We start from the raw sequence: 11,996 nt of genomic DNA, 5'->3' as shown, positions 1-11,996 counted from the left end.
TCCTATTTATATAAAAGTGCGTTAACTAGCAAAATGTCTGTTTTTCTTGTCGAATAAAGAGTAATTGAACCATCATTGGTATCGATACGAACATCACGCCCATTATGAACACCAATATACTCAACATCACCTGAACTTCCTTGAAGAGATAACTCAACAAACTTGTTCCAAACCAGTTCTGAATCATCTTCAAACATGTATGCAAACAAAGCTTTTAAGACCTTTTCGTGTTCCCATTGATTTGGATCATCCCAACCATGAACTTCAATCCAATCTGTATAAGTTGCATGTGGAGGGGCTTTTCTAAAAATTAATCCCCATCTTTTATATAAATGTGTTTGAGTAAATGGTGCATAGTCAAAATCGAACATATTGTCATATAGATTCACACCGTGGAAGGATTCAAAGTTTTCTTCCATAATTAATGCATAACCATTTTCCACATCTTCATTTTCAATGGCATCAATGAGTGTAAGCATATTGTAGATATCTTGGTGCTCGGGTAGATAATATACTTTAAAGCTTTCAGCTGTTACGCTTGTTGTTTTATATTCAAATACACCCATTTCTAGAGTGATTTGCTTTCTTTTTTCTGGCAGTGCTAGTCTAGAAATAAAGACTGCTGCTTCAGCTCTAGTAAGGTTGTTAGTAGGTTTAAATGAACCATCGTCATAGCCTTCAACTATGCCTGATGCTATAACACCTACAACACCTTGAAGGTGCTCATCGTTTACATGGCCAATGTCAGAGACTATGTCTAAAATTTGTTGTTTTTGGTCTGAATTATATAGGGCCTCTTCTTTTAAATAGGCATTATAGATAACACTTGCAGTTTCTTGTCTCGTGATATAGCCATCAGGTTCTGATACCATTAAACTTTCACTATCAATGATATTTTCTTCAACTGCTTTATCAATAATATTTTGTCCCCAGTATCCATCAGCTATTTGAATGTCATGCCCCAGTGATTTCATGGTAAATGAAAGAAGTTCTATTCTTTTTAGCTGATTATCAGGTCTAAATGTACCATCAGGATAGCCCGAAGTAATCTTCAGTTCATCTATCGTTTCTATCCACTTAGAGTACCACATGCCAGCGTCTACATCTTTAAACTTTGTTCCAGCAAAAACAGGTTTTACTAATATCAATAAGACCATCATAATTAGCAGTAGTTTCTTCATTGTGTACTCCCTTCATTTTTCAGATAAAGATCATAGCCGTCTTTCATATTGTAAACACTAAAGCCCTTTTCAACTAAGATATTGGCTGCTCTTATAGACCGGTAACCTAAGCTGCAATATACCAGGACTGCTTTGTCTACACTAAGTTCTAAATACCTATCTTTTAACTCATCAACGGGTATGTTAATAGCCTGACTCAAGTGATTTTCTTTAAACTCCTCTTTAGATCTAACATCTAGAATCACAAGATCTTTACTTACTTCAATCAACTTGTCTATATCATTACAACAAACATCCATGTAAGTAGCACCACTACTTCCTACTTGTTCACCTCAGAGAGTGGAATCCTTATCTCTAGCATCCGTTTTCTGCAACAATGCCTTATCGCCGTTTGATAAGGTGGATGTATAATTGATGATTAATCTATTACCATCTTCAGATAACATCAGTGGAAGTGCATCTTCTTTTCTTGAAACCAAAAGTCTTACTTTAGCTTCATCTGCTATAATATTTACTTGTCTACCAAATGATTCACAAGTATATGTATGACTTATATCTTTTTCTCTTGGTAAGTCTGATTGTTCTACAAACTTATCCCATAGTCTACTGGTGTCTTCAGCAAATAGATAGTTGAATACAGCATCAATGGTTTCTTTATGTTCTAACTGATTGTCATGTCTATAGGATATTAACTCAATCCAGTCTTGGCCTTTCTTTGGCTCTTGTCTCAAAAGATTCAAAGACCATCTTTTATAAGTATCCCTTTGAGATGTTTTTGTATATTCAAAATCACTTAGGCTTGAGTAAAGATCAAGGAAAAAATCATCCTTCATTTCTATTTCAGCATAACCCTTATCTGCATCCATATTTTCTAAGTGATCTACAAGAATAAGAAGGTTGATGATATCCTGGTCTTCTGGATTATACATGACTTGAAAATCACCTGTAACCTGACTTTGAGACTTATAATTGTATACACCCACTTCATCTATCAGATGTCTTTTCTCAGGCTTTGAAAGTCTCGATATAAAAACACATGCTTCCGCTCTTGTTAGCGTATTTTGTGGTTTAAAGGTCTTATCTTCATAGCCAACCACAATACCCGAGGCAATCAAGCCAATAACACCATCTTTGTAGATAGCGTCCACTTGATCAAAGTCACTTACCTTAATTTGTGTTCTTAACTCAGATTCAAAGTCTAGTGTCTTGTTGTTCTTTAGATAGGCATTATAAATGACTCTAGCCGTTTCCTGTCTTGTGATAAAACCATCCGGCTCACTATACATCAAATCAAAGGGTTGATCACTTATGATATTTAACTCAAGGGCCTTGTCAATGATATTCTGACCCCAGTAATTTTTTGATATGGGTATCTGATAGCCTAGTGATTTTAAAGTCATAGATAGAACTTCAATTCTTTTTATCTTGTCCATTGGTCTAAAGCTTCCATCAGTATAACCTGCTACAAAACCTAACTCTTCAGTATCTTTTACCCACTCTGCATACCATGCAGAATCATTCACATCACTAAAATTTATTCCATAGGCTGTCTGAATCAAGAATGTCAAGCTAATCAATACAAGTGCTACCTTTTTCATTTTGGCTCCTTATTAACTTCTCAATACATAAATAGTTTTTCTATATTTTGCCAGTTTGTGTTATTATATCCTGTATTCCTTTTTTTGTAAATAGCACAACTTCTCATTTCTGAATTTCTAAGGTATAATATAAAAGATAAAAGGAGAATATCATGAGAATATTAATTGCAGTAATGGTCATCATTCTAGGACTTGTCGGTTTTTTATTTTATAACTTTGTTTCTGATGAAGTCATTGAGTTTGAAACATCAGGTATCAACACCATCGTTACAGAGGAATCCAATCCTATCACTGTGGATAACCTAGATGATTTTAACAACTATTCACACAGGGTATCCACTTATGAACAAACTTCAGAAAACTTAGTTAAGGCAACAGCACATTTAATCAAAGATCTAGATATGAACTATCTTCATATTTTCTATAAAGATGATGTTTTAACACATGAGGAGTTTTCTGGTGATACCATCGATTTGGGGAAAATCCACAAGGAATGTTTGATTGTTCTTGATCACCAAGTCACACTAGAATCCAATCTAGAATCTGATGATTTTACATTTTATGAGGTAGATGACTATGTCTTAATTCATATAGTACCAAAGCAAACTGGCATCTTTAAAATAGCCTTTGATGATGTTTTAATCACATTTGAAAACATAGAACGTAAATAACTTCGGGAAACCGAAGTTTTTTTATTTCAATTTTGGGTAGTTTATTAATAGGAGTTCTTATGAAAAAACTGTTTGTAATCGTATGTGTGCTTATGCTATTAATCTCTTGTAATAACAGTACACAGGAAACATTTGAATTAACTGAAGAAGAAAAAGCCTGGTTGCAAGATAACCCGGTTATTTATCATGTGCCGGACCCTGCTTTTGCACCTTACGAATATATCGATGATTATGACTTAATGAAAGGTGTGGTTAAAGATTATCTTGATTTAATCGAAGAAACACTAAGTATAAGATTTGAAGTTGTCAACACCCAGACTTGGACTCAAGCACTAGAAACTGCAAAATTAAATGAAAACCATATGCTTTTTATGACCAAAACCGAGCAACGTGAAAAAGATTTTGTTTTTACAGAGCCCTTTGTTTATGCACCCAATGTTATGGTTATCAACAATCAAAATCATACGGAGATTGATAAAGAAAATATATCCAATTACATGTTTGGCTTAATAACAAATTATGCGGCCAGTGAATACTTTAAAATAGTTTATCCCGATGCAAACTACCTTGAGTTTGAAACCATTAATGAAGCTTTGTTTGCTTTAAAATCTGGACAAATTGATGTATTTGTCGGTGACTTAGCTCAAACCAGTTACTACATCAGTTTGAATAAACTGGACCACTTAATTGTTTATGAATCGATAGAATTTGATTACAAGTTTAGGTTTGCAGTAAATAAAGACTCTATTATGTTTGTTCAAATACTTGATAAGGCCATCTCTAACATTACCTTAGAAGAACATGCCAACATTAAAGAAAAATGGTTCCAGGCAGAGTACAAAGACTGGCTTAATAGAGACAGAATTCAAATCATCTACATCGCAAGCATTGCCATCTTCTCAATTGCAGGATTTATGGTTATCATCATTATCTTGCTAAGAAGAATTGTAAAAGCCAGAACTGAAGAACTTAAAAAGGTCAATGAAGAACTTGAGCAGAGAGTTCAGGACAGAACAAAAGCCTTAGAAAAATCTCTAAAGGACCTTGTTGATACACAAGACAAACTGGTTCAGTCAGAAATGTATGCCTCACTGGGTAAACTGGTATCTGGTGTCGCCCATCAGTTAGGCTCGCCCCTAGGTACCAGTATTACCAATATTGGTTTTAGTAAAAAGAAAGTTGAAAACTTAATCTATAAATATGAAAATAGACAACTCAGTAAATCTCTTTTGGAAGAAACAAGCTCTGATTTGATGACGCTTTTGAATCAGTCTGAAGATAATCTAAGACTGATAGGCTCTAAACTATCTCAGTTTAAAAAATTAGAATCTACTCTTATGACCAATGAGACAGATGACATACAACTACTTGCAGCCGTCAACAAGTCTGTCAAACAAATGGAAGTACAAAACCTTATTCCAGATGCCTACAAGATAGAAGTTGCCATAGATGCATCTATCTATCTCAACTGTGCTGGACTTTGGATTGATACAGTTATCAATAGTTTAATATTAAATGCCATAGAACATGGTCATATTCAAACCGATACTATTAAGGTTATTGGTTTTGAAAGCGATTCTATACATTTGATCATTGAAGATCACGGCAGAGGTATTGAAGTGAAACACCAGGCAAGGATATTCGAGCCATTCTTCAAACACGATTCAATGAGTGAACATACAGGACTGGGACTGAGCATTGTAAGAAATATTGCAATTAACAAGTTAAAAGGGACCATACAATTAAAAAGTGAGTCCTATAAAAAGACTCAGTTTATCATTAAAATACCACGAGATTAAACCACTTAACAGCGTTAAGTGGTTTTATGTTACCTGATTGGGTCATCCCAGTTCCAGTTTGTATAAATCGCGTAAGCAAGTATCCTACTTGCATTTTCATCTTCTGTAAATCCAGCTATCATATTACCGACCCTAAATGTTGGTTCTAAATATTGATCTTCAATAGCTGCTGATGTCGGTAGAGTTGTACCATACTCTGTATCATCATCGATGTCTACCCATTTACCAGAATCTAATTTAAAGCTTAAACCATCATCCGATACTTCAACTATGGTGCCTTCTAAATTTACCGCAACACAAGCAGATGGGGCATTTGGATCAATTGTAATTCTTTCTGTTAAATCTATTTCTGGCATAACCTGCGCTTTTGTCGCTGGGTTAAAACCTATAGCCCCTACCGCTAAAACTGCACATGCAGCAATACCTATAACGATTTTTTTCATGTTATTCATATCATACCTTCTTTCTTTACCTAACTCCTCTAATAAGTCATCTTTAAATGTCTGACTTGCTTTTATCTTATTCATTGTTTGAATATACTTATTCATATGACACCTTCCTTGTCAAAAGAAGCATTTAGCTTTGATCTTCCACTCTCCAGTATAGTGATGACTTGGGCCCCTCTCTTAAAAAGCATGGCTTTTACTTGTTCGATGGTAAAGCCCTCATAATCATGTAAAAAAAGAATTATTCTTTCATCTTCCTCTAGTCTAAAAAGTTTATTTAGAAGGTCATCTTCATACAGCTTTAGACACCTAAGTTCATTCTTATTCTTGCTTCTCATATAAAGCTTACTGCCTTTTATAGCTTGTCTTATCAACCATACTTTCATGTCGTTTGAATGAGTAAAAGCTTTTCTATATTTCATAAGTTTTTTATACACTTCTTTTACAATATACTCAGCATCAGTTGTACTTCCTGTATACTGAAAGGCTATCCTTATTAATAAATCAGAATAGGTTTCTACAACAGAGTGGATTGTTTTACCGGCAAATTTATTATCCAAACTTATTACCTCCTTCATACATAATACGAATGAAACAATAGAAATCGTGCATAAAAAAAGAAAAGTCTTTCAACTTTTCTAAATAACTTTTTTAGTTTGCCAATCGCCTTTTATGTAGTAATACATAATAACTCCAAGTTCCATAATATCACCGACAATATAGGATATCCATAACCAGATGATGTCTAAATCCAATAGGAATATAGCTACAAAGGCAAATGGTATAGCCGCTAACCATCTTCCTGCAACAGAAGACACCAAGAACGGGAAGTTGTATCCGGATCCCGAAAATACTGTCGAGTAACCAAAGAGTATGGCTAAAAGGAACATGCCTACAACAAATACCTTAAGCATAGGTACACCAATGGATATGACTTCTTCTACATTTGTAAACATCCTCATAATCTGTTCATCGAAGATAAAGGTAAGTACTGAGACCAAAGCGATGACTGCGACACCCAGTTGAGCGGCAGATTTTGCAGTTTCTTTGGCCCTATCCACTTGATTAATACCAAGATTTTGACCAACAATAGCGCCACCACCCATCATAAGTCCAATCAGCGGCATAAAGAGTATACCCATAAAGCGCATACCAATACCTGATGCAGCAATAGCAACAGACCCGTAGTGGCCTATAAACTTCATTACTACAAAGTTACTAAGGTTTCTGTTAAGTGATTCCACACCATTTGGTAGACCAATGGTAATCAACTTATAGTCAATGTCCTTATCCAGTCTAAACAAACCTTTGAAGCTGATCTTTATATAAGACTTTCCTGATATCAGGAAGTAGAATCCAATGACAAAGGCTATCGTAATGGATATAACAGTAGCAAGCGCTGCTCCAAATACACCAAGACCAAATCCCTTTATGGTAAAGTCAATAAAACCAAATTTGATTGGTAAGGTATCAAAGATAAATATTGGATCTAGGACAATGTTTAGTACTGAAGAAATTAACATCAAATAAAATGGTTTCTTAGAATCACCAATACACCTTAAAGCAGTATTAACCGTATAAGATGAAAACATAATTGGTATAAAGAATATCCTAATGTAACCATATGACATCACCGACTGAACAACTCTTGGGTTTGAATCAAAGAAAATAGCCAGTGGTTTGATGATGACCATCAAGATAATACCTGCTAAAACTGCTACTAGGGCCTTAAAGGTGATGGTCTGTTCTATGATTCGACTGGTCTTTTCTTTGTCACCTTCGCCATAGGATTGAGATATCATTGATATGGATGAAGAGCCAATAATCTCATTAAGTACACCAACAAGCCAAAATATGGTGGCAAATATGGTTACACCCGCTAAGGCTTCTAATGAAATTCTCCCTATCCACATCATATCTACAACATCGTATAATGTTTGAGCGAAAAATCCTGCCATGGTTGGTAGTGACATATATAATAAATTCTTTTTTACACTTCCTTGTGTTAAGTCTCTTGTTTTCATAAATCCTCTCCTACCTTAACAGTTTACCCAAACAAGTGAGTCTTTAATAGGTAGGTTACTTTTTAGATTGTTTTAACCTAAAAGTGCTTTCCATTTTCAAAGTACTGGTTCTTCTTTAGGTTGGTGAAATAGACGGCAACATCTTCATAGTCAAATCTTTTAATAATTGATGTGATTGTCTTTGCCACCTCGTCCATAAGATGGTCTCTGTCAAACCATAAGACATCTACAAAAGGATATCTATTAGCATCAGTCTGACCATCATATACAAAAGTAGAATGCACATGTTCTAACGTAAAATGATCTCTAGGTACCTCTATGATTCTAACCATTTCATCCAGTAAGTCTTTTGAAATCTCAACTAGTTCCTCTTCTTTCATTCCTCTCACTCGTAAATGCGGCATAAGTGCTCCTTTCTTAAACTAAAATTCCTAAGATAATTAACAGCCAAAAGACTATGATTAATACAGCCATTAGCCAATTCTTTTTCAACTTGATAGGTTGATATTGAGCCTTAACTCTGGCTTTATCCATAAGATCTTTCGGTATCAGTCTTATGGATAAGTAGATAAGCACTGGTAGAATAATCAGATCATCCAAATAGCCCAAGACAGGTATAAAGTCTGGTATCAGGTCAATTGGACTTAATGCATAGGCCAGAGTAATACCTATTAATATTTTTACACCTAAACTAGGACCTTCCTTCGATACATAAAAGAGTGCTGTTATTTCATTTTTAAGTGCTTTTGCCCATTGTTTCAATCTATCTAACATGCATTATTCTCCTATCATTTCTAGGATAGCATATCGTCATAGATTAGGATACATTCTCTTCATGAACAGACAATAGTTTTCTGTATTTGCTAGATGCCATCAAGTCTTCATGGCTACCAATGTCATGAATGCTGCCATCATCCATTAAATAAACAAGATCTGCATCTTTTATGGCAGAAAGTCTATGAGCAATTGTAATTGTGGTTTTACCTTTTCTCAGCTTTTCAATATTTCTTAATACTTGATACTCCGTTTCTGTATCCAAAGCAGATGTCGATTCGTCTAGAATCAAGACGTCTGTATCTTTTAGAAGGGCCCTAGTCAGAGCAAGTCTTTGCTTTTGCCCGCCGGATAAAGTCGTACCCTTATCTCCTATGATAGTCTCATAACCCTTATCAAGCGCCATAATAAAGTTATGACACAAGGTCATCTTAGATATTTGAGTAATGTAATCCAGACTATAATCTTGTCCTAAGGTCAGATTATCTAGTAGGCTTACAGGTATAAAATGAGGCTCCTGCGTTACAATGGTAATAGCATCAGTATAAGAATTGTCGTAGTCGTTAATATCAATGCCGTTTATAGTCACTCGACCTTGATCAGGACAATAAGACTTGCATATAAGCTTTCCAATCGTTGATTTACCACAACCGGACTGGCCCACAATGGCTATGTTTTTCCCAACTTCTATGGCCATCGTTAACTTATTTAAAACATTATCACCTTGATCTGAATAGGCAAATGATACTTGTTCAAACTGGAGGCTTTTTACATGATATAAGACCATTTTACCATTAGGTAAAGATGCCCTATCCATAGGCGCCTTGAAACTCTTTACAGCAGCGACTAATCTTTTACCTGTTAGGGCTTGATTGAACAATAGGCCCAGTTCAGTAATGATCTGGTCAACTAAAGAAAAACTGATGACAAAGTCCCCTACAGAAATCATACTTCTCATAACCAAGCCACCTCCTAAGGCGATGGCACTTAACTTTGTTATAAATAAGAGAGGTTCACTCAATAGAATAACCTTGTTCTTATAAAATCTTTCTTTCAAAACTGCTTTATAATAATTTTTAAAGATAGACTCATAAGAAGATACTTGCCAATCATATCTGTTATTAGATGCAACTTCTCTGATTCCAGTAATCGTCTCTTCAATACGAGTTGATAAACCGGCTTTTTCTTTTCTGACCCTAGAAGACAAGTCTTTTGTTTTCTTGCCAAATACCTGAACAAGAAGATAATACGAAAGGCTCACACCAAGTACCAGAAGGGTCATTACGATGTTAATGGAAGCCAAAAGCCCCGAAAGTAGTAGTATTGTTAATAAGTTCTTTAAACCTTCTGACAGGAGTTGATTCATAGACAGATCACACGCGTCAGAAATATCTGACCTGATATGATTGACCAGTTTACCAACCTGCTCATTATGAAGTTCTTTTCCCTTTAAGCCATAAATCTTATTTAAAAAGTTTGATACAAGGTTCTCTTGTAGGTCATAGGAAACCTGTGAAAATAAGACACGTCTAATGGTAAACCATAACTTTGATCCAAAGAAAAAAAGTAAGTAGACTAACAAAAGAGGTAAAAACTTAGAATATACCTTACCAATAAATACTTGATCAATCAAGTTCCTTTGAAAGATCATAGTAAACATGGGTATAAGACTCTCAATAATCAAGGCTAAATAAGCTAATATAAGCAGCTTCTTAGATTTAAGCTGTTTGAGTAAATACTTAAGTTCTAACATACCTCACCTCTCTTGACTAAACTGTAAAAAAGTCCTTTCTGATTCATCAGTGAGACGTAGTCACCATCTTCTGCTATAGAGCCTTTATCTAGAACAATAATTCTTTCAAAATCCTTAATGGTAGACAAACGATGGGCGACGGCAATAATGGTCTTATCTTCTGAAATGTTTTCAATCGTCTCTTTAACCATAAGCTCTGTTTCATTATCTAAAGATGAAGTCGCTTCGTCTAAAATGATGATTTCAGGATCCTTTAAAATCATTCTAGCCAGGGCTATTCTCTGCTTTTGTCCACCAGATAAGCCTAAGCCATTTTGACCGAGTACAGTTTCATAACCAGACCCAGTATTTACAATAAAGTCATGGGCATGGGCCTTCTTACATGCTAGTATGACCTCATCATCTGTAGCATCAGGTTTTGAAAACCTTACATTATCCTTAATGGACATATTAAATAAAAATGTCTCTTGGAATACATAGGCCATTGAATCTCTAATAGATCTTTCTGATAGATCTTCAATATCTATACCACCAATAGAAAGACCTTGAGTTTTGTAAAATCTCCCTATAAGTTTTATTAAAGTCGTTTTGCCACATCCTGTTTCACCTACAATAGCCATCTTCTGACCTGCAGGAATCATCAAATTCAAATCTCCTATAACAAGATTTTCACCATAACCAAAAGATACATTTTTAAACTCAATATCATGATCAATAAGTTCTAACACACCTATAGTGTTTTGACCATTAAGTTTCATAAAGTCTCGTAAGTCTTTTGCATAAGTAAGTGCATGGTACTGGGAAGGTATGACATAGAAGAAGATTGAGAAACCTCTTGAAATCACGCCAATTAAAAAGGTATAGCCAATAAAAGAACCTAATGACAAGTCACCGCTTTTCATTAAGTTTAGGCCGACATAATACACCAAGAACATTGAAATAGTCAGTGTTAAGCCTACTATAGTAAACCTAATATGTCGCCATAAAATAGATTTCATACGAGGATTTTTATAAGATTCAAAATCTCTTTTTACGGTATCATGAAGCCATTTGTCTGCACCTAAGGCCTTCATTTCTTTAGCAGCTGCCAGGCTATCGTAAACTGACTTATGATATTGATGGGCTGCTTTCGATTCTAAGTCCAAATACTTTCTAATACGCTTATTTGTACCATGATTAAAAAAAACATAAAGAATATTGCCAACCATAGTTACTAGAAAAAATAAGGGTTCATTCATTAACAAAATAACTGATGGCACTATAAATTGTGCAAGGCTATAGATAAAATGAGGAAATAGAAAATTGTAGGTTTTTTGAGTTTCTCTCACAGAGTTTTCAAATAATGAAATGATTTTACCGGTAGGATGTTTGTCATAATAAGAGAAGCCTAATGATTGATACTTCCCTATTAAATCTTTCTGCATATCCCTCATAATCTTGGTTGCAATGATTTGTTCAAGCATATTAGATATTATTTTAGCCAATATAATTAGGCCTACAATCATAGACAAGGATATAATCTGATGGCCAATTATACTCAGACTTCCATCTGCTATCTTATCGATGATATAACCCATACGTCTTGGTATGGTTACTTGTCCTAAAATAATCATACCACCTGATAAAATTAAAAGACTTGTATGTATGATATAAGGTCTAAAATAACCCATGGTCCACATATAAGTCTTTAACATGTCTTTTTTGTTCAATAGAACCCCCTTAATCCAACATCATTATCATATCACATTTA

The 11,996-nt window shown here is 34.8% G+C and carries 12 protein-coding genes; 2 read left to right on the top strand and 10 right to left on the bottom strand.

Annotated elements, in window-relative coordinates:
* Window positions 1–2: 2 nt before the first annotated feature.
* Genes EZV73_RS05340 through EZV73_RS05330 form a run of 3 tightly spaced genes read right to left on the bottom strand, consistent with a single transcriptional unit; the run spans window position 3 to window position 2,779 of the window.
* Window positions 3–1,181, bottom strand: a complete 1,179-nt coding sequence (locus EZV73_RS05340; RefSeq protein WP_240839035.1) for an S-layer homology domain-containing protein — start codon at window positions 1,179–1,181, stop codon at window positions 3–5.
* A complete protein-coding gene (locus EZV73_RS05335) occupies window positions 1,178–1,480 on the bottom strand; it encodes a rhodanese-like domain-containing protein (RefSeq protein WP_240839032.1) in 303 nt (100 codons plus the stop codon). Before EZV73_RS05335 ends, EZV73_RS05340 begins: the two co-directional genes overlap by 4 nt.
* 33 nt (window positions 1,481–1,513) lie before the next feature.
* Window positions 1,514–2,779 carry an S-layer homology domain-containing protein gene (locus tag EZV73_RS05330; RefSeq protein WP_240839030.1) on the bottom strand — a complete coding sequence of 422 codons (1,266 nt, stop codon included), beginning with the start codon at window positions 2,777–2,779 and terminating at the stop codon, window positions 1,514–1,516.
* 152 nt (window positions 2,780–2,931) lie between these two features.
* Between EZV73_RS05330 and EZV73_RS05325 the strand changes: the two genes are divergently transcribed.
* Together EZV73_RS05325 and EZV73_RS05320 are read left to right on the top strand one after the other, a co-directional pair.
* On the top strand, window positions 2,932–3,450 hold the full coding sequence (locus EZV73_RS05325; RefSeq protein WP_240839028.1) for a hypothetical protein: 519 nt from the start codon (window positions 2,932–2,934) through the stop codon (window positions 3,448–3,450).
* Window positions 3,451–3,509: 59 nt separating this feature from the next.
* Window positions 3,510–5,249 (top strand): transporter substrate-binding domain-containing protein, encoded by a 1,740-nt coding sequence (locus tag EZV73_RS05320; protein ID WP_240839026.1) that lies wholly within the window; start codon window positions 3,510–3,512, stop codon window positions 5,247–5,249.
* 29 nt (window positions 5,250–5,278) lie between these two features.
* On the opposite strand, the gene EZV73_RS05315 is transcribed toward EZV73_RS05320, so the two are convergent.
* From EZV73_RS05315 to EZV73_RS05285, 7 genes are all read right to left on the bottom strand, one after another.
* Complete coding sequence (locus EZV73_RS05315; RefSeq protein ID WP_240839024.1) at window positions 5,279–5,797, bottom strand: hypothetical protein; 519 nt, start codon at window positions 5,795–5,797, stop codon at window positions 5,279–5,281.
* Window positions 5,794–6,255 carry an RNA polymerase sigma factor gene (locus EZV73_RS05310; protein WP_240839021.1) on the bottom strand — a complete coding sequence of 154 codons (462 nt, stop codon included), beginning with the start codon at window positions 6,253–6,255 and terminating at the stop codon, window positions 5,794–5,796. Before EZV73_RS05310 ends, EZV73_RS05315 begins: the two co-directional genes overlap by 4 nt.
* Before the next feature lie 78 nt (window positions 6,256–6,333).
* Complete coding sequence (locus EZV73_RS05305; protein WP_240839020.1) at window positions 6,334–7,719, bottom strand: MATE family efflux transporter; 1,386 nt, start codon at window positions 7,717–7,719, stop codon at window positions 6,334–6,336.
* 77 nt (window positions 7,720–7,796) lie between these two features.
* Complete coding sequence (locus EZV73_RS05300; protein WP_240839018.1) at window positions 7,797–8,123, bottom strand: DUF1904 family protein; 327 nt, start codon at window positions 8,121–8,123, stop codon at window positions 7,797–7,799.
* Between the two features lie 13 nt (window positions 8,124–8,136).
* Window positions 8,137–8,493, bottom strand: coding sequence for a YkvA family protein (locus EZV73_RS05295; protein WP_240839016.1), 357 nt, complete (start codon window positions 8,491–8,493; stop codon window positions 8,137–8,139).
* A gap of 43 nt (window positions 8,494–8,536) precedes the next feature.
* On the bottom strand, window positions 8,537–10,246 hold the full coding sequence (locus tag EZV73_RS05290) for an ABC transporter ATP-binding protein (protein ID WP_240839014.1): 1,710 nt from the start codon (window positions 10,244–10,246) through the stop codon (window positions 8,537–8,539).
* Window positions 10,240–11,955 carry an ABC transporter ATP-binding protein gene (locus tag EZV73_RS05285; RefSeq protein WP_240839012.1) on the bottom strand — a complete coding sequence of 572 codons (1,716 nt, stop codon included), beginning with the start codon at window positions 11,953–11,955 and terminating at the stop codon, window positions 10,240–10,242. Before EZV73_RS05285 ends, EZV73_RS05290 begins: the two co-directional genes overlap by 7 nt.
* Between the last annotated feature and the right edge of the window lie 41 nt (window positions 11,956–11,996).

It is taken from the genome of Acidaminobacter sp. JC074 (genome assembly GCF_022496765.1).
Classification (GTDB): domain Bacteria; phylum Bacillota; class Clostridia; order Peptostreptococcales; family Acidaminobacteraceae; genus JABXKX01.
The sequence above is the reverse complement of the archived record's forward strand: the minus strand, read 5'-3'. Positions and strand labels throughout refer to the sequence as shown.

Coding starts and splice junctions, on each gene's coding strand:
- EZV73_RS05330 (WP_240839030.1), bottom strand. CDS start 2,779: ATGAAAAAGGTAGCACTTGTATTGATTAGCTTGACATTCTTGATTCAG.
- EZV73_RS05295 (WP_240839016.1), bottom strand. CDS start 8,493: ATGTTAGATAGATTGAAACAATGGGCAAAAGCACTTAAAAATGAAATA.
- EZV73_RS05315 (WP_240839024.1), bottom strand. CDS start 5,797: ATGAATAAGTATATTCAAACAATGAATAAGATAAAAGCAAGTCAGACA.
- EZV73_RS05335 (WP_240839032.1), bottom strand. CDS start 1,480: ATGGATGTTTGTTGTAATGATATAGACAAGTTGATTGAAGTAAGTAAA.
- EZV73_RS05290 (WP_240839014.1), bottom strand. CDS start 10,246: ATGTTAGAACTTAAGTATTTACTCAAACAGCTTAAATCTAAGAAGCTG.
- EZV73_RS05320 (WP_240839026.1), top strand. CDS start 3,510: ATGAAAAAACTGTTTGTAATCGTATGTGTGCTTATGCTATTAATCTCT.
- EZV73_RS05340 (WP_240839035.1), bottom strand. CDS start 1,181: ATGAAGAAACTACTGCTAATTATGATGGTCTTATTGATATTAGTAAAA.
- EZV73_RS05325 (WP_240839028.1), top strand. CDS start 2,932: ATGAGAATATTAATTGCAGTAATGGTCATCATTCTAGGACTTGTCGGT.
- EZV73_RS05305 (WP_240839020.1), bottom strand. CDS start 7,719: ATGAAAACAAGAGACTTAACACAAGGAAGTGTAAAAAAGAATTTATTA.
- EZV73_RS05300 (WP_240839018.1), bottom strand. CDS start 8,123: ATGCCGCATTTACGAGTGAGAGGAATGAAAGAAGAGGAACTAGTTGAG.